The sequence below is a fragment of the Shewanella pealeana ATCC 700345 genome (assembly GCF_000018285.1).
Classification (GTDB): domain Bacteria; phylum Pseudomonadota; class Gammaproteobacteria; order Enterobacterales; family Shewanellaceae; genus Shewanella; species Shewanella pealeana.
In genome coordinates this window covers 2,255,210-2,273,986 of the sequence record NC_009901.1, presented here as the reverse complement: position 1 = coordinate 2,273,986, position 18,777 = coordinate 2,255,210, and the positions used below count along the sequence as shown (strand labels likewise).

Below are 18,777 nucleotides of genomic sequence, written 5' to 3'. Positions count from 1 at the left end.
CCTTGTCTAATTCTAGGTCTAGGTCTCATTCGCTTAAGCCTTATTCGTTTAAAGCTTTGGCCTTCGCCATTTCAATGGCTATTCCCCTAACGCTTTCGGCCATAACTCCGCTTACCGCAACCGCTAAAGAAACCTCTATTTACAGCCATATTGCTACGGCCCAACCTATCTGGGCTAAATACGGTATGGTGTCTAGCCAAGAAGCGCTCGCTACACAAGCAGGAGTTGAGATCCTAAAACAAGGCGGCAACGCGGTCGATGCCGCGGTTGCAGTCGGCTTTAGTTTGGCCGTTACCCTACCAAGAGCAGGTAATATTGGTGGCGGTGGATTTATGCTGGTTCACCTAAGTGAGCCCAATAAAACTATCGCTATCGATTACCGTGAAATGGCGCCAGCCAAAGCCCATCGTGATATTTTTCTCGATGAGGATGGCAACCCCGTTAATAAACTAAGCCGCGAACACGGATTAGCCGTCGGCGTGCCTGGCACGGTAATGGGCATGGAATTGGCATTAGAAAAGTACGGCACCATGACCATGAAGCAAGTAACCGATGCCGCTATCAAGATGGCGAAAGACGGCATTGTCGTGACTCCGGATCTGCAAGCCTCATTATCAGGACTTAAGAGACGTATCGCCCAATGGCCAAGCTCTGCCGAAATATTTTATAAAGCCGATGGCAGTGACTACCAAAGTGGTGAGTTGCTGAAACAGCCTGAACTCGCCCATTCACTATCACTTATTGCCAAGCACGGTAGCAAAGGCTTCTATCAGGGCGAAACCGCAGAAAAGCTGGTCAATGCCATTCAAGATGCCGGCGGCATCATGACCTTGGCCGATCTTAAAAACTATAAGGTCGTTGAGCGTGAGCCTGTTGTCGGCGAATATCGGGGTTATCAAGTGGTCTCTATGCCGCCGCCATCATCGGGCGGGATACATATTATCGAGATGCTCAATATTCTAGAAGGCTATCCAATTAAGGAGCTAGGCCTTAATACCGCAGCCACACTGCACTTAATGACGGAAGCGATGAAACGCGCCTACGCCGATCGCAGCGAATATTTGGGCGATCCAGACTTTTTTGATGTACCTGTCAACTCGCTGCTCAGTAAAGAGTATGCCAAGCAACTTGCTAAACAGATCGCTCCAGATAAGGCGACCCCAAGCAGTGAAATTAAGCCAGGTAAGCTCGCCCCTTATGAGAGCAATCAAACCACCCATTACTCTGTGGTTGATAAATGGGGTAACGCCGTATCTAACACTTATACCCTCAACTTCAGCTATGGTTCAGGACTTGTAGCAAAAGGCACAGGTATTTTACTCAACAATGAGATGGATGACTTTTCAGCCAAACCCGGCACCCCGAACGGTTATGGTTTAGTCGGCGGCGAAGCCAATGCTGTTGAGGCCAATAAGCGGCCACTAAGCTCAATGAGCCCAACCATAGTGATGAAGGACTCCAAGCCCTATATTGTGACAGGTAGTCCAGGCGGTTCGCGCATCATCACCACTACCATGCAGATCATCATGAATGTCATCGACCACGACTTAAACATTGCCGAAGCCACTTATGCACCACGTGTTCACCATCAGTGGTTACCGGACGTACTGCGCGTTGAGCATACCCTCAACCGTGACACCCAAAGCTTACTCAAAGCCAAAGGTCACGAGGTGAAAGTCAATAATGCCATGGGATCGACTCAATCGATTATGGTGACTGAGCAAGGCATATTTGGCGCCAGCGATCCGCGCCGTGCGGGCAGTGAAACAGCGGGTTACTAGCCGCTTCAGCAAATAAACAACTGCAATTGGATATCTTCTATAAGCCCTCGCCCTTAGGTTTTGCCTAAGGGCGATTTTGTTTTTATACAAACGCGTCGCCTGGCTATAGATAAACGAACTGTAGATAAACAAACAGTAGATTCAATAGCTTAAAAGCGATTACTCAGTCACAGAATTTGCAGGCATTAGGCTCTAGGATGTTAAACAACCTACAAACCTATTTTAATAGACACATATTTTGCGGAGCCAAACAATGAGCCCTACTCAAGCAAAGCAGCAATCACAAAAAGTTACTCCTATTATTCTCGACTGCGATCCCGGCCATGATGACGCAATTTCATTAATCCTAGCCATGAGCAGTAAGGCACTTAAGCCATTAGCGGTCACCACTAGTGCCGGTAATCAAACCCCCGATAAGACCTTAAACAATGCGCTGCGCATTTTAACCTTGCTCGAGCGCCACGATATTCCTGTCGCAGCTGGCGCACCTAAGCCTTTAGCCCGAGAGCTGATTATTGCCGACAATGTCCATGGTGAGAGTGGTCTAGACGGTCCTAAACTGCCCGACCCCGCTTTTGCGCCGCTAACGATTTCCGCCATCGAGTTAATGGCGCAAAAGGTGCGAGAAAGTGATGAAGCTGTCACCCTTGTGCCATCTGGCCCACTGACCAATATCGCGCTATTTATAGCGACCTACCCAGAGCTACATAGCAAGATTGAGCGTATCGTGCTGATGGGCGGCGCAGCAGAGGCCGGTAACTGGACACCGGCGGCTGAGTTCAATATTTTTGTTGACCCAGAAGCGGCTGATATGGTGTTTAAGTCAGGTATTCCTATCACCATGTGTGGCCTTGATATTACTCATCAAGCGCAGATCATGGACGAAGATATCGAGCGTATTCGTGTTATCAACAACCCTGTCGCCAAGTGCGTGGCCGAGTTACTGGATTTCTTTATGATCTACCACAGAGACCCAAAGTGGGGCTTTGAAGGCGCGCCACTGCACGACCCTTGCACAATAGCTTGGTTACTTAAGCCTGAGCTATTTACCTCGTACGATTGCTGGGTGGGTGTTGAAACAAAAGGCGAATACACCCAAGGGATGACAGTGGTTGACCGTTATCAGCTAACTAATAATCCACACAATACTCAAGTATTGTGCAAGCTTGATAGACAAGGCTTTGTCGACTTGATCGTTGAGTGTTTAGAGGCTTATAACTAACACTTAAAACTAACAATGTATCATGAGCTATTCATAGCGAATTGTTTCAATACATGGCTAACCGCTTCAATACAGGGTGAAATAGTGTAACTATATTCACCCTGTTACATGTTTTTCCCATTACTTACCCGGTACATTTTCACCTTTAATGTTGAAGCAAATCGTCCCTAGCTGTTGCTGGATGAAGAGTAATTCCTTGTTCGACTTAAACGATGCGAGTTTATGCCAAACATGGGAATTTCCCAAAGACTGTCAGGTCAACCAAATTTTTGTAATTTAGACCATTCCGTTGTTCAAAGTAGAAGCGTTCTGCTATATCAAGAAATCTAGTATTGAAAGAAGGTACGCATCGGGATATGTTATTGATTGTTAAAGACTAGATTTTAATTTTGTCTTAAGGCTTAGATAAGTTTTCAAAGATGCGAGTACTACACTGTAGTACTCGCTTATGCGCGGCTCGTTTAGAATTGTAATCGCATATCTAAGCCAATAGTTCTGGGGTCGCCGTAAATAACATTGCCTATACCTAAGCTACCAAAGTCAATGCCCTGAGTAATGTACTCTTCATCTAGTGTATTGCGCATCCAGGCTGATAGCCTCAATTCGCCAAAGCCTGTATCGACGCCATCTAAGCTAGCTCGCAGGTCAACTAAGGTATAAGCATCAGCGGCAATGTCATGCATAAATGGGCTATGATAATCGTCTAAATCAGGAGTCGGTCCGGGAACAACCTCTACCTGAGTAAATACTCGCTTGCCAATATAACGCGCATCGGCGCGCAGTGACAACTCTCCGCCCCATAACTCGGCCAATAAGTATTGAACACCCAGCGCCGCAGTGATCTCTGAAACATAGGGGAACTCAGCTTCTTCAGCCACATCGACCAGTTGATTGGTTTTACGGTTTAACACTTCATATTTTTGAAAATCCATATCTAACCAGGCGATATTGCCATCGATACGAAGATCTTCAGTCGCTGCGATAACAAATTCAACTTCTACGCCCAATTGATCGGCATCACCGGCATTTTCGATAAGTGAGGTTGCGCCGCCGCTACCAAATAGAAATGAATCGATTTGAAAATCATCATATTGGGTATAGAAAACATTGGTATTAAGTCGTAAGCGCTTATCAAATAAATCGTTCTTTATGCCAACCTCATAACCTATTAAGGTCTCCTCATCAAAATCGTCCAAAAACAGATTTCCAGTTCCGGCACTGCGGGCAGTTAAGCCACCAGACTTATAGCCAGTAGCGACTCTAGCATAACCAAAACTTGTCTCGCTAAATTGATAATCGGCGCTGATATTCCAGTTAAAGTTACTGTAATCACGGCTATCACCGCCACTGACAAAACCCGATGGGTCGTTAAAGTCGACCACGGTTTGATATAAGTACTTTTCATCTTGGGTATAGCGAATCCCTGCAGTTAGGCGCAAGTCTTGATTGAGCCTCCAATTAAACTGACTAAATGCGGCCTTTGATTTAGAACTCCCATTAAAATCCATAATATTGGCGGCCAGCATGCCGAAATCAGCATTAGGGTTACCAAACATTGGGCCAATAACGGCGCGAGGAAGATAGAAGTTGGTTGGATTGTACTCGTCAAAGTCCTCGTCGAAATAGAACAGGCCAAATACAAAGTCCAAATCATCAGTAATTGTGCCAAGCAGCTGTAACTCTTGGGAGAAATGCTGTTGTTTACGCTTATTGAGTGGTGAATAGAATAATCCTGGAAAGGCTTGTATCGAGGTTTCGAACGTAACTGGGTTAATAACATTGGCCTGCAACAGACCATTACCATCTAAATCATTACCGAACTCTTCTCCCTGCCAGTCACGAATTCCTGTCACCGCCCTTAGACTATAGTTATCACTCATGTCCCAGTTAATTGCCAAGGTGTGCAGTGTGGTATTGCTGGTGCCATAGCCATTATTGTTCAAGTTAAGGGAATCGGCACGGCTCGCTTGCAGCTCTAATGGTTCACCATTAACTTGAGCCACTTCACCAGCCTCGTAACTAACAGCAGCTAGGTGTGAAGGAGTCTTGGTTCCTTCAGATTCAATACGGTTATAGCTGTAATCAACTTCGAAATAGTCATTGGCCAGCCAGTTTATTGCTAATCGATAGGCTTTATCATCATATGCGCCGCCATCTCTGTCGTTCGGTGTGTCGATAATATCGATATGACCATCTCGGTTAGCGCTACGAAAGGAGAATGCTGCAGTCAGACCACTCTCACCGAGTTCTCCCGAGTCGATTCGGGTCTGAGTAATAAACAAAGACTCACTGCCAACAGTAAAGTCTTGGGTTAAGCCAAAATCAAGATAGGGCTTTTTACTGATCATATTAATTGCCCCTCCCGTCGAGTTGCGACCATAGAGTGAGCCTTGAGGGCCGCGCAGCACCTCTACTCGCTCGAGCTCTAGTAGATCCATCATGGCACCAGATATCCGCGGCAAAATAGCGCCGTCGAGGTACACGCCGATGGGAGATTCTGCCGTTGATACAGAGTCTGAAACTCGCAAGCCACGCATAGATAATGTGACGTCATTTGAACCAGATGCATTGGCTTGAATTTGTAATGTAGGCACGTAACCCGTTAGATCCACCACCGAGCGGATCCCTTTTTGCTCAATAGCCTCAGTGTCCAGCGCCGTTAGCGAAATAGGAGTGGCCTGCAGGCTCTCAACCGAACGACGGGCCGTAACCTCAATCACCTCAATTGTCCCTTTACTACTGGGTTTAGGGACCTCAGTTTCGCTCTGGGCAATAGCCGTTGGCACTGTAAAAATGGGGAGTAGAAGTGTCCATACAGAACTAAAGCGAGGTTTTGTGCAACGGCGAGATCTAAGCGTCATAATCTATCCTTGTTCATTATTAATTGTCATTAAGAGCTAATTACGAGGAGATACACCTCGCATAGCTAGACAAAATTAGCAGCCTCCAGGCATGTTATTAGTTTGGCTGTCACATCGAGCAAAACTTAACCGATCAAACCATTGCTACATATTGGCAACAACCTTCAAATGGACTAACACCAAGAGTCAAGAATGCTGAAGATACGACAGCCATAATTTTTTGTGCTTTAAACGAAGAGGAAAATAGGACAAACAGGAAGATAGGACAGCCATATCTTTTTATGCTTTAAACCATCCTCTACTAGGCTTTTAGTTGTTTGATTTGAACTGCTTAGTGAAGGATGTTGCTCATGACTCTGCAAGAAGAACCCTAATCGATGCTGAAGCAACGCCTTTCTTGCACATCATAAACCTTTGTGTACGAGGAGCTTACCTCTGTGTTGAAGATAAGCTCACAGGGCTAATCGCGAAGATGACTGTAAAGGTGCTTTCTGGGAGGGACGTTTTAAATCTCAGGCGCTACTTGATGAGCAAGCTCTGTTAGCTTGCGTATAGAAAAGATAGGACAGCCATATATTTTGGCTGTGTCGCAGTAAAGCCACGTTCAACCTAGAAGTGCACCACCTATACTTTTTTAAAAGACCCTTGTTCAAAGTTGAAGGTGTATACTTGATATAATTTTCTTCCCCTTTAAAAAGGACTTAAGATGAAAGTATCCTCTTTTAATTACCTTCTTACACAGCTTGATACCTAACAGTACACCTGAACACCCAATTAAGCTAATTACTTTAATTTAAATATCATGGCTACCCGCATTATTGCCGAACTTTTTGCCATAGATATCGCGGCCTATGCAGTGTTCCCTAATCACTTGCATGTAGCACTAAGAGTCGATATGAGCAGGTCAATGCTTGGAGTGATACCATAAACTCAGAGCGATTAAGCGATAACCTAAGCACTAAATAGTGCGACTAAGCTAAATCATTATCTTCAGCAGAATCCTTATTAAAATCACTAGCACAAGGTGATTCAAGTCACACTCTTTATGCCCAGCTAATGAGAAAATACCGCCTTTAATAGCCTAACCTGTTCCAGCTAAACTCATATGCAATCCACAACATCCCAAAACGCTGCCTCTTCATTTAAGGGCAACGCACTTGCTGCTTTCTCGTTTCTATTATGGGGCTTGATGCCGCTCTACTATCATTTTTTGCCGAATGCCAATATCAATGAGTTACTAGCATTTAGGATCCTGTTCTCTGTGCCTTTTATGGCACTGGTGTTTGTGCTGATGGGACGCCGTTTTCCCTCAATTGCGACTCTTAAAGCCGACAAGAGATCTGTGCTGCTATGCGGGCTAGCCTCGCTTATCATGTGCGTGTCTTGGTACAGCTTTACCTGGGCTATCACTCATGGACAAGTGCTTGCGGCTAGCTTAGGCTTTTTCATTAACCCACTGTTTGCTATTGGTTTAGGCGTGTTATTTCTTGGTGATAAGCTCAGTGCAGCACAAAAAATGGCAGTGGTATTGGGCACCTGTGGCATAAGTTACATGGTTTATAGCTATGGTGAACTGCCTTGGCTTGCACTCAGCATGGGCAGCTTTTTTGCACTCTACGGCCTTTGTAAAAAGTTTATCCGCTTCGACTCGCTCACCTCAGTAACAGTAGAGGCGCTTTTATTGATGCCTGTTGCTGCAGTCTATTTACTGTGGCTGTGGAGCTCAGATCAAAGCGTGGCGATATCGGCTGCACTATCAGGGCAGACATCGGTATTGCTGCTCTATATTGGCTCAGCGCCTGTGACCTTAATGCCTTTGGTCTTCTTTGCGCTGGCCATCAGGGCGACAAGCTTATCTATGATAGGGCTAATGCAATATATCGAGCCTAGTTTGCAATTCTTGCTGGCTGTGATTGTATTTAATGAAGTGTTTGATCAAGTAAAAGCGGTAAGCTTCGCCTTGATCTGGACCGGACTACTGTTATGTTCATTAGAAGCGCTGCCCGCACTAAGACACAAGTATCGAGCAAGCCGACATCCTAGTTAGTAATCCATACCCAGAGAACCGTAGCCATTAGTGCTACGGTTCACCTCAGCTTCCGGTCTAAGAAGGGGCTAGATCCTAGGGCGCTTCGCTGCGAGGACGGGCTACGCCCTGCTAGGAACAGCAAAGCGTGACGGGCTAAAGCCCGACCTACAACAAACACCGCTTTTCCGTCTTTGCTTGTACCGTCTCAGCTTTTCCTAGGTCCTAGAACCTTTCTTTGCCTTCCCTAGAACCTTCTTTAATAAATCTTCTTTAAATCAAATCTTTCTCTGTACGCTCTGCTCCCAGAACTGCTTAGATAAACTATGGGTTTTAGTCGATAGGCGAGACACTTGCTGACCACGCTCTGCCGCATCTTGTGTCTGTTCAAGACTCTCAATTGCGAGCTCACTGATCACTTGAATTGAGTGGCTGATATCGTTGGCGACAGTCGTTTGCTGTGTCATAGCACAAGCATTTTCATCACTCATAGTATTCATCTTAATAATCGAGTGACGTAGTGCCTCAAATGACTCATCAACCTGTTTTGCCAAGTCTACCGATTGCTCAGCACTGCGTTGACCGGCCTCCATGGTCTTAGCTGCCATAACGGTACTTTCGCGGAACTTAGCAACAATGGCTTCGATATGAGAGGTAGATTCACTGGTACGGCTAGAAAGTTGACGCACTTCATCGGCAACCACTGCAAAGCCTCGACCCGACTCTCCCGCCCTCGCCGCTTCAATCGCAGCGTTAAGTGCTAACAGATTTGTTTGCTCTGCAATGCCACGGATCACCTCCAATACCTTATTGATATCTTGGCTATCTTGTTCGATTGACGCGACGACTGAAGCAAAGTTACCCACCTCATCTTTGAGTTGTGTAATGGACTCAATCACCCGTTCAAGCAGTTGATGACCCTTTTCTGCAGAAAGGTTACTCACCGACATCTCTCTCGCCGCGCTGTGAATATTATTATTCACTTCAGCAAAGCTAGCGCTCATCTCTTCCATCGCGGTGGCCGCTTGGCTGGTTTGCATACTCTGGCTGTCGGCACGTTGTCGGGTATTGTGAATGGTATCGTTTAAACTCGCGCTAAGGGACTCGATTGAGCCTGCTGAATCCGCCATTCGGCCTATCACGCCGCCAGTTTCTGTAAGTAAGAACTGCAGCGCAAAGCTTATTGTGCCTAATTCATCTTGCCGGCCGGTAAATACACCTTTAGCGAGAGGATCATCGACAGTATTTTTAGCTTGTGTCACTAATTGGTTGAATGGCTTCAAGATACGGTGCAAGCCAATCGCGCCAACTAGGCTAAGTAGTATCACTGCAGCTATCGGTGAATAACTCGCTAAAATAACCGCCATCACTAACATCGACAGCAGCCAAGCATACAACTTTGCCCCAAAACCTAGTAGCGGGTTGCGTAGCGCCTTAGGTTGCTTTCCCGCTTTTACCTGCTGGTAAATCGCTTCTGCGCGCAGGATTTGCTCCGGTGTAGCCTTACGGCGTACCGACTGATACTCGTGGATTTTGCCATTTTCATACACAGGGGCTATATATGCATTAACCCAGTAGTGATCGCCTGACTTGGTGCGATTCTTAACAATACCAACCCAAGGTTTCCCTTGTTTAATACGCTCCCAAAGTGACTGAAAGGCAGCCTCTGGCATATCAGGGTGCCGCACCATGTTGTGAGGTTGACCTTGTAACTCATCAAAACTGTAGCCACTAACCTTGGTAAAGCTCTCATTGGCATACTTAATATTACCGTCAAGATTGGTGGTCGACAGTAAAATACAATTATCGGTTAGAGTCTTTTCCGTTTGAGTCACGGGTTGGTTGTTTCGCATTGTTATCAGTCTTATCGCGTAAAATAACGTACGTCATTCTTACAGATATTAACAAAGAAAGTATTGATTACTATCACGAAAATGCAGTTAGGCTAAAATCAGCAGACTCTATAACCCGAGAATAGATAATGAAGGTGAAAAAGAAGGTTGAAGCGATAAGGAGTAGAAATATAGTGGTTCCATCTACTGAAGCAGGCAGTTTATAGCTAAAAAGAAAATGACACTAACTTTTGCTAGCGCCATTTATTCATATTTCGTTTTGATAGGCAACAGAGATGATAGTATAAGGACTAGCACCACTAGCAGGATTACCACTTAAACGCTAACCCAAAAAACGGAGTACTAACCCCGTGCAGGTTTTTGCTCGAAAGTCCGCCCATGCCTTTCGGGTAGGAACGCGCCCCCTAATCTGTAAATAGTGTCGTCTCCTCTCACAACGAAGCGCCGCGCCCCTCTTGCGTGAGGCTCAAGAACCTCCCATCCATCTGGGGTGTACCTGATGGTGCCGTTGATCATTCGGTCATCACGTGAGACTAGGATAACCGAGTCATATTCTTTGATTGTTGTTGTCTCATCGACAATCATAATGCTGTCTCTTGGTAGGGCGAAGTCATCGTAATCGACTACTATCCCGAAACAGCCCTCAAATGAGGTCGGCGAGGGTACCAGCGCACTGGTGTCACGTAGCCTACGCCCTGACAGCGTGTACCTTAGTTCTAGCGGCATCGCCCCTACGGTGGCGGGAGTTATTCCCAAGGAGTCTAAGTCGGACTTTGTTAGTTTTGCAAACTTAGCCAAGAAGTCTGTATTAAGGGGGATCTCCCCTCTTAGGTACTGACTTAACGCCGACTGGTTAATGCCGAGGGCTTTGGCCGCTTTTGCTTGGCTCGTCCCTGTCTCACTCTTGAACTCATCCCAAACCCGTCGAACCGCCTTCTGTGTCTCCTCATTGTACGCCATTTGTTTCGCCATGATTATTAACTCTATTACTCACTGTAACAGGGACACTGTTTATGTGTCAAATTAATGCGCAGCTATATGTACTCATGTACAGGTCAGTAATATTTTGCTTGCGATTTGGTCGTAGGATAGCAACCTCAGCCACCCATTGGCACTGAGCAAAGGAGTCCAGTCTGTACATGTTGTGTGCAAATCCAGCCTCTAAAAGAGCTAGGTACCGCGACTATCTTAGACACTCTATGCCCTATCTTTTGAGAGTGTCGCATGTTGCAAGCGGCATGTAGCAAAGGCTTGCATCCTTTTGGACACGGCATGTAGGTGCACTTTCTTCCAAAGTGGGCACAAAGAGTACAAAACGTCGAATTTCGCAATACTCGATTTTTTATTTGCTTTCCTCGCAAATACAGTGTTACTGTTTGCGCAGTGATTAGCAAAGGTGCTTTGGTGATAATTCATAAGTTACAAATGCTTAACTTTGAGAACCAAGACGGCGATGATGGTGTTGTCCTATAAATACGCCCGAACGCATAATTCAAAGCAGAACAAGTACCAATAACAGAGGTCGAAACATGGCGATTTCACGACACGAAATAACAGCGGCACTAATTACAGGTGTATTAGCTCAAATGCTAGCAACTGTAGCTAACGACACTAACGCAGACAAGTACACTGTGCCTGCTACGCAAATAGCGCTGGCCTAAAAAGACAGACAGTAAGGTTCCTCTCGGGCGTAGACAGCCCAATAAACACAAACAGAGAGTAAGTTCCATGAAGAAACTATTAACAGTGACGCTTATTTTGGCGGTATCAGCAACGACACTAACAAACATCGAGACTGGCGGCGAAGACGCGAAACAATTCGAAACAGATGAAGAGGACGAGTGATGTCAAAACGATTCAATCCAGCAGTACTAATCCTGGTACTAGGCGGAATTTCAATCATGGCGTGTGAACGAGCAAATGCTGGTTTAGACGAACGGGTAGCCGCTGACTTCGCAGCTAAGTACACAGTGTGTGCGACCAAGCTACGCATTGCAAGCATGCCACTACGCGCGCTCAAGTTGGAACGTGAAACACGAGAAGTAACACGTGACCACATTGGTGATGGCTTCCTCGTCTACAAAGAGGACCGTAAGCAGCGCTACCGTCACAAGATGACAATAAGCAAGTGCAGACGTTTAGCTGACCGACTATAGCGAACGACTTTAACGAATGACTTTAACAGAACTCCCCTGCGGGGAACCCACGGCATAATGCCGACATTAATAGATGGAACATAGCAATGAAAAAGACAATTTTAGCAGTATCAGTAGCAGCACTACTATCAGTACCAGCAATGGCAGAGCAGATTGGCCTAGAGCCAGTAAAAGGCGGCATGAGCACCAACCCAGTAGGTGAGATTGGCCTAGAGCCAGTGAGTGACATCACTATTGACCCAGTTTTCAATGGGCTTAACCCAATCGAAGATGACATGCAGGTTCGCCCGCAGCCAGATGAAATGCAAGTTCGTCCACTGCCGGATGACATGCAAGTGCGTCCATTACCTGACGACATGCAAGGCCGCCCAGTTCTTGAGGGTGACATTGGCCTAAACCCTGTTGACCAGTTGCCAATTGGCCTCAACCCTGTTGGTGATCATGGTGAGAACTTAGTACCTGAGATGCCATCATTTGAAGACAACGACGGTGACTTAGACCCAATCGTTGAAGATGTTTTCGACCTGCATCCTGTTGATGATGACATGAGCGTGCGTCCCCTGGAGCCAGTTGTGGGCTTACCTGTTGAGTCACCAATTGGTGTTGACCCAATCTTCGACGGTCTAGACCCTGTTGAAGATGACATGAGCACTGACCCTGTTGAAGATGACATGACAGTTCGCCCACTGCCATCTGATGATATGGGTACTGACCCTGTTGATAACGAAATGGGTGTTGATCCAATCTTTGACGACATTACTAACCCTGATGACGACATGCAGGTTCGACCAATCCAGCCAGACAATGGTTTACCAGTTGAAGATCCAATTACAGTTGACCCTGTCGAAGATGACATGCAGGTACGACCGATTGAAGATGACATGCAAGTGCGTCCAATTGAAGATGACATGCAGGTGCGCCCAATCGAGGGCGAGTTACCACCACTAGAAGATGACTTCGCTCATGCTGACCCAATCAAGCAGCCTATCGACAAAGTAGTCGATGACGTTCGCGACGGCTTCGAAGAAGTGAACCAAGGAATCGACGACAACACAGATGCTATCGGTGACAACACCGACGTTATAGATAAGAACACTGGTCTGATTGGCGACAACACAGATGCTATCGATAAGAACACTGGCCTGATTGGCGACAACACAGATGCAATCGGCGAGAACACCAGCAACATTGGCAAAAACACCTCTGCCATCGCGGCTAACAAGGAGCAGATTGACTTCAACACGCTAAGTATTAACGACCTATATGGCCACGTTGACCGCTTAGATACTCGTATCGATGGTGTACAGGCTTCGATGCACGCAATCACCAACGCGCGTCCCCTGCTACAAGGTGCTGGTCAAACAGCCATTGGCTTTGGTTACGGTTTCGCGGGCAGTGAAGGTTCAGCAGCCATGGGAGTCGCCCACTCATTCGATGCTAACTGGTCAATGTCAGCGACATTCAACGTCACAACGGGTACACAGACTGATGTGTCAGGTGGTGCGGGTGTTCAGTACATTTTCTAACTAGAGAATAGTTCAGCCTATGGCTCTTACGAGAGCCATATTTGAAACATTTTCATCAGCGAAGAGTTCAATACTTGCCCATTAGATTCAAAAGGATACTGCATCTGTTGGTGAGTACAGGCTTTATCTTTTAACTTCGCCAGTCATTGGCTATCAAGATTAACCTGCCTAGAACAGGCGTACTGCGGCACTTGGCTAACAAATTATCCCCGTTAAAAGTCGAGTAACTTGGGTTGACTCTACGCCAGATTAACTGGCGCATTCGAAATAGTGAATGCTACCAGACTCCAGCCATAAACGAGGCTGTTAAATGTATAAAAAATGGCTAGCCGCACCATTTGTTACAAATAACACCGTTTTTTAATAGATTTGATACCTTTATGCGTGGTACTTAAAGAGGTTAACGTTAGTGTAATTAAATTGACGAGAATTAAAACAAGCATAATCGGGGATATAAATATGAAGGGATTAACCCTCAAACCAATCGTATCAGCAGTCGCTTTAGCATTAGCTCTTAGTGCATGTGGTGCTTCAAATATAAGCAAAGATACCAGTACTGAAACACAAATCGCACCCAAGGTCGTTGCCCAGCAAATCATCGACAACAATGCCAGCAACCCTTTCTTCAAGCCTTACGATACCTACTTTGGTATTCCTGATTTTGCCAAAATCAAACCTGAACACTACCTACCCGCTTTCAAAGCCGGTATTGCTCAGCATAAAGCTGAAATTCAAGCCATTATCGATAACCCTGATGCACCTACTTTCGCTAATACCATAGAAGCGATGGAGTACTCGGGTAACTTAACCACCAAAGTCGCCAGCGTGTTTTATAACCTAACGGGTGCTGACACTAACGAGCAGCTACAAGTTATCTCTAAAAAAGTGGCACCTATGCTCTCTTCTGCCAACGATGACATTTTGTTGAACGATGCTCTTTTCCAAAAAGTGAAAGCGGTTTATAACCATCGCGATTCGCTATCTCTTAACGTTGCTCAGGCAAAGCTGCTCGAAGACACCTATAAATCATTTACCCGCGGCGGTGCCAACTTAAGCGAAGCGGACAAAACCAAGCTACGTGGCTTGAATGAACAAATTGGTAAGCTTAGCCTGGAGTTTGGTGACAACCTGCTGGCTGAAACTAACGCATTTGAGCTAGTAATCGATAGCAAAGCTGACTTAGCGGGTCTGCCTGAAGACGTAATTAACACTGCGGCGCAAACAGCAGTTAAACGTGGCCATGAAGGCAAATGGGTGTTCACCACCTCTCGCCCATCGATTACGCCATTTTTGACCTATGCAGATAATCGCGATCTGCGTGAAGTCCTGTACAAGGGCTACGTTGAGCGCGGTAACAATGACAATGCCAACGACAACAAGAAAATCTTAGCTAAAATGGCTGCGCTACGTGCTGAGCGCGCACAGCTGATGGGTTACAAAACTCACGCGCATTTCGTACTCGAAGAGCGTACAGCTCAAACCCCTGAAAATGTATATGAGTTACTCAACAAAGTATGGCCTGCAGCACTAGCACAAGCGGAATCTGAAGTTGCCGATATGCAGACGCTTATCAACCAAGAAGGCGGGGAGTTCAAACTTGCTGGCTGGGATTGGTGGTATTACTCAGATAAAATTCGTGTCGCTAAGTACAGCTTTAATGAGCAGCAAACACGCCCTTACTTTTCACTAGAAAACACCCTTCAAGGTGTGTTCTACACGGCTAATCGCCTGTTTGGTATTACCGTCAAAGAGCGAACCGACTTACCTAAGTACAATGAAGAAGTACGTACTTGGGAAGTTTACGACAAGAATGGTGAGCTAATGGCCATCTTCTTAGGAGATTACTTCGTCCGCGACAGCAAGCGTGGCGGCGCTTGGATGAACTCTTATCGCCAGCAGTACAACATGGATGGTGTCGATTCTAAGCCTATTATTGTTAACGTACTTAACTACCCTCGCCCTGTGGGTGATGAGCCAGCACTGCTGACATTTGACGAAGCAAGTACACTGTTCCATGAGTTTGGTCATGCACTGCATGGTATGTTGTCTGATGTTGAGTATCGCTCACAGGCGGGGACATCTGTACCACGTGACTACGTTGAGTTTCCATCTCAAGTGATGGAAAACTGGATGACACAACCTGAGGTGTTAGCGCAATTTGCCAAGCACTACAAAACCGGCGAAGTGATCCCTCAAGAGCTGGTTAAGAAAATCCAAGCGGCAAGTAAGTTCAACCAAGGTTTTGCAACGGTTGAATATATGGCGGCAACTAAGCTGGATCTTGACTGGCACACAGTCACCGACTTTATGCCAAAAGATGCGGCTAAGTTTGAAGCCGAGTCGCTGAACAAGATGGGGCTTATCTCTGAGATCGCGCCGCGTTATCGCAGTACTTATTTCTCACATATCTTCTCGGGTGGATACTCTGCAGGCTACTACAGCTACATCTGGTCTGATATTTTAGGCGCCGATGCATTTGAAGCCTTTAAAGAGAATGGTATTTTCGATAAAGCCACTGCCGATGCCTTTAGAAACAACATTCTGTCTCAAGGCGGCAGCGAGGATCCGATGCAACTTTACAAGCAATTCCGCGGTAAAGAAGCCGGTATTGACCCGCTACTTCGCAGCCGTGGCTTATTGGCTAAGTAGTATTGCTAAAACTGAGTTACAAACGCGAAAAGGCTCCTAAAAGGAGCCTTTTTATCTATTAACTGATGAGGTTAACTCACAGGAGCTAACCACTGATAAATCAATCGTGCACCATAGAAGCCGGCAGGCAGACCTGCTACAACACCTAACACTAAAGCAAAAGACTTGAGCCTTTTACGATTGAGATCAGACAGAAGCGCTGCAATTTCTGCTTCATGAACTTGTTCATCAGAAGTAAGTTTATTTGACTCCATGTCACATCACTCTCTTAATCCATATTAATATCTTACTAACAGTTTAAACCATCTTTAGCCGCGTACTGTTATAGATTTTAGTATAAGAATGTTTCAACAAGCTTACACCTGCATTTCTCAGCAACTTTTGCCTGATTCAATAGCCTTAGTAGCTGAGTAAATAAGTAGATGAGCTTAATCGTTTACCTTAAAGCGGCACTGTTTCTTAGGGTTCGCTAAACAGATGTTCTCCATTTCTAGACTCGCCTGAGCCAAGGCTATCATCTGCAGTGTCTGTTGTTCTGAATTAGCCTTATCGAGTAAGGCTTGCGACTCAAACATAAAGGTGATCACTAAAGAGTCTAATCCCTGTGAAAAATTGACGCTATGAGTCAGCCAAATAAAGCCTTCAACCTCATCTTTCAGCGCTTCACAAACCTGAGTTAAGGCTAGACGGATGGCATTATCAATCTTCTTATCGGTTTTTCTCATCAGGTTTTATCGCTACCTTTTATACAGACTTTTTTCTTCAGCTTTTCATGTCGAGGTTTTCTTCAGCTTTATCTTAGTATCAGCCTTGGTTGATAGTGATCAACTGCTTGATAAAACCTTTTAATCCATCGGCGCTATCGAAGCTAAATGCTAAACCATAATGAATGCCATTAACGCTCTTTTGCACGCGTTTAGGGAATCGTGTCATCTCTGAATAATGGCAGTACTGCTCTTTGGCATTTACCCCTTCGAGTGCCGCTAAATCGGCTTTAAATACTTCATAGGCTGGGCGGATCACCAATTGCGCCTGTTTGCCATCGACATACAGGTAGAAAGGATCCTTTAACTTAGGCAGCATGTATTCGGTTACTTTCTTGATTGAAAAATTGGTTCTGCACTCAAGTTCACTTAACAGTGCAACAATCTCAGTTTGTTCTATAGCCAAAGTCTTGCCTTAATTAACTGCTTATTTGAGCCTAGATAGTAGCGCCTTTTGTCGGCAACACCTAGCAAGGGTTGAATTCATTCAGTAGACGCGGTAAAACAGTGGCTTAACCCAAAAATGAAGACGCTATTTTGAGCTCATTACCCTACTCTCAATCTTGTGAAAATAACAGAACTGCCATCGCCGCCGTGTTAGAGCGCAGCTTTGCCCAAGTCAGACATGTGCTAGAGGTTGGCAGTGGTACGGGTCAGCATGCGGTACACTTTGCCAAGTTGCTACCACACCTTATCTGGCAAACCAGCGATCAACTCGACTACCATGATGGGATCAATGCTTGGATAGCCGCAGAGCCCAGCACTAATTTACGTGCGCCGCTGGTACTTGATGTCACTAAGCCATGGCCGATAACACAGTTCGAACCTGCAGTTGTTGATGGTATTTTTAGTGCTAATACTTTACATATCATGTCGAAAGGGATGGTCGAGGCTTTCTTTGCAGGGATTGGAAAACACTTAGCTAAGGGCGGCCATTTCTGCGTCTATGGCCCATTTAACTATAATGGGGAATATACTAGCGATAGCAATCGTAATTTCGACCAATGGTTACTGCAGCAAAACCCACAAAGTGCCATCCGTGATATCGAATGGATAAGTGAGCTTGCTGCGACGCAAGGCTTGGAGTTAATCGAAGATCACCCCATGCCTGCCAATAACCGCTTGCTTCATTTCGAGAAAAAACGCTAAAAGCTAAAGCATTTAGCCACCATCTTAACTCGGATTAATGGTCTTATCGGTGAGTAATAGTCTTAATTCGCATAACGAACTCACCTGATAGTGAGGGTCGATATCATGGGGTTTTTCGGCTCCATGACTATTAAGCCAGCAGGTGTGAATACCAGCATTTAACCCACCTAGAATATCAGAATGAGGGTTATCGCCCACCATTAACACCGACTCTTTAGCTGGGTGGCCCATCATAGCAAAGGCGTGGTTAAAAATGCCGATATCTGGCTTAGCCATTCCGACCTCTTCAGAGATCACTAGGGGCGAGAAATGCTGAGCTAAGCCGACCTTCTCGAGTCGTACCGTTTGCAACTCGGTAAAGCCATTGGTAATGATCCCCATATTGACCCGACCAGAAAGGCTATCAATCAGTTCTTGTGCCCCGGGTAGTAACTGACAGATCTCCGCCATGGCCTTTAAAAAGTCACTATTAAGCCTCTGGGTTGAAACTGCCAGTTTCTGCGCCCAAGATTCGAAACGAATATTTTGTAGTTCTTTGGCGGTCAGTTTGCCATCTTGATAGTCTACCCAAAGTGGCTGGTTAACCGTTTGATATTGCATGAAGTCTTGACGAGTAAAATCCACATCAAAACGGGAGAACATCAGCTGTAACCCTTGAAATGCATCGAAGTGAAACAAGGTTTCATCGGCGTCAAAAAGTACCCATTTATACTGCATCTCAATCCTATTAAAAATTACCACAATAAAAGTTGGCCAAGGTTATCTTAAGTGCTTTTTATTGTCCAAGACT

15 protein-coding genes and 1 pseudogene are annotated in these 18,777 nt (G+C 45.7%); 9 read left to right on the top strand and 7 right to left on the bottom strand.

All coding sequences use genetic code 11. The annotated features are described in order from the left end of the window. Positions 1-74 precede the first annotated feature (74 nt). Positions 75-1,781: a gamma-glutamyltransferase gene (gene ggt / locus SPEA_RS09780; protein ID WP_049768002.1), complete on the top strand. Its 1,707-nt coding sequence runs from the start codon at positions 75-77 to the stop codon at positions 1,779-1,781. A gap of 253 nt (positions 1,782-2,034) precedes the next feature. Next, positions 2,035-3,003 carry a pyrimidine-specific ribonucleoside hydrolase RihA gene (gene rihA, locus SPEA_RS09775; RefSeq protein ID WP_012155106.1) on the top strand — a complete coding sequence of 323 codons (969 nt, stop codon included), beginning with the start codon at positions 2,035-2,037 and terminating at the stop codon, positions 3,001-3,003. 461 nt (positions 3,004-3,464) lie between these two features. On the opposite strand, the gene SPEA_RS09770 is transcribed toward rihA, so the two are convergent. Further along, on the bottom strand, positions 3,465-5,864 hold the full coding sequence (locus SPEA_RS09770; RefSeq protein WP_012155105.1) for a TonB-dependent receptor: 2,400 nt from the start codon (positions 5,862-5,864) through the stop codon (positions 3,465-3,467). 450 nt (positions 5,865-6,314) lie between these two features. Between SPEA_RS09770 and SPEA_RS23505 the strand changes: the two are divergent. Further along, positions 6,315-6,416 (top strand): annotated as a pseudogene (locus SPEA_RS23505) (alpha-amylase family glycosyl hydrolase); the annotation flags it as partial. Between the two features lie 553 nt (positions 6,417-6,969). Beyond that, the gene (gene rarD, locus SPEA_RS09765; RefSeq protein ID WP_012155104.1) at positions 6,970-7,911 is read left to right on the top strand and encodes an EamA family transporter RarD; all 942 of its coding nucleotides are present in this window, start codon (positions 6,970-6,972) and stop codon (positions 7,909-7,911) included. A gap of 257 nt (positions 7,912-8,168) precedes the next feature. Here the strand turns inward: rarD and SPEA_RS09760 are convergent, their stop codons facing one another. Next, complete coding sequence (locus SPEA_RS09760; RefSeq protein WP_012155103.1) at positions 8,169-9,743, bottom strand: methyl-accepting chemotaxis protein; 1,575 nt, start codon at positions 9,741-9,743, stop codon at positions 8,169-8,171. A gap of 342 nt (positions 9,744-10,085) precedes the next feature. Then, positions 10,086-10,703 carry a helix-turn-helix domain-containing protein gene (locus tag SPEA_RS22405; protein WP_190272100.1) on the bottom strand — a complete coding sequence of 206 codons (618 nt, stop codon included), beginning with the start codon at positions 10,701-10,703 and terminating at the stop codon, positions 10,086-10,088. A gap of 569 nt (positions 10,704-11,272) precedes the next feature. On the opposite strand from SPEA_RS22405, the gene SPEA_RS23445 reads away from it, so the two are divergent. The 4 genes from SPEA_RS23445 to SPEA_RS09740 all read left to right on the top strand — a co-directional run bounded on the left by SPEA_RS23445 (position 11,273) and on the right by SPEA_RS09740 (position 16,074). Next, entirely contained in the window at positions 11,273-11,404 is a 132-nt protein-coding gene (locus SPEA_RS23445) for a hypothetical protein (RefSeq protein ID WP_263053344.1), read from the top strand. Positions 11,405-11,587: 183 nt separating this feature from the next. Further along, a complete protein-coding gene (locus SPEA_RS09750; RefSeq protein ID WP_049767961.1) occupies positions 11,588-11,899 on the top strand; it encodes a hypothetical protein in 312 nt (103 codons plus the stop codon). 86 nt (positions 11,900-11,985) lie between these two features. Beyond that, positions 11,986-13,425, top strand: coding sequence for a YadA-like family protein (locus SPEA_RS22400; RefSeq protein WP_012155101.1), 1,440 nt, complete (start codon positions 11,986-11,988; stop codon positions 13,423-13,425). 459 nt (positions 13,426-13,884) lie between these two features. Further along, positions 13,885-16,074 (top strand): M3 family metallopeptidase, encoded by a 2,190-nt coding sequence (locus SPEA_RS09740; RefSeq protein WP_012155100.1) that lies wholly within the window; start codon positions 13,885-13,887, stop codon positions 16,072-16,074. A gap of 71 nt (positions 16,075-16,145) precedes the next feature. Here the strand turns inward: SPEA_RS09740 and SPEA_RS09735 are convergent, their stop codons facing one another. The 3 genes from SPEA_RS09735 to SPEA_RS09725 form a co-directional block, all read right to left on the bottom strand. Continuing rightward, the gene (locus SPEA_RS09735; protein WP_041410909.1) at positions 16,146-16,328 is read right to left on the bottom strand and encodes a hypothetical protein; all 183 of its coding nucleotides are present in this window, start codon (positions 16,326-16,328) and stop codon (positions 16,146-16,148) included. Positions 16,329-16,502: 174 nt separating this feature from the next. Further along, positions 16,503-16,799: a hypothetical protein gene (locus tag SPEA_RS09730; protein WP_012155099.1), complete on the bottom strand. Its 297-nt coding sequence runs from the start codon at positions 16,797-16,799 to the stop codon at positions 16,503-16,505. A gap of 79 nt (positions 16,800-16,878) precedes the next feature. Continuing rightward, positions 16,879-17,244, bottom strand: coding sequence for a hypothetical protein (locus SPEA_RS09725; RefSeq protein ID WP_012155098.1), 366 nt, complete (start codon positions 17,242-17,244; stop codon positions 16,879-16,881). 131 nt (positions 17,245-17,375) lie between these two features. Between SPEA_RS09725 and SPEA_RS09720 the strand changes: the two genes are divergently transcribed. Beyond that, the gene (locus SPEA_RS09720; RefSeq protein ID WP_012155097.1) at positions 17,376-17,987 is read left to right on the top strand and encodes a DUF938 domain-containing protein; all 612 of its coding nucleotides are present in this window, start codon (positions 17,376-17,378) and stop codon (positions 17,985-17,987) included. Between the two features lie 24 nt (positions 17,988-18,011). Here the strand turns inward: SPEA_RS09720 and yjjG are convergent, their stop codons facing one another. Continuing rightward, positions 18,012-18,704, bottom strand: a complete 693-nt coding sequence (gene yjjG, locus SPEA_RS09715; protein WP_012155096.1) for a pyrimidine 5'-nucleotidase — start codon at positions 18,702-18,704, stop codon at positions 18,012-18,014. Between the last annotated feature and the right edge of the window lie 73 nt (positions 18,705-18,777).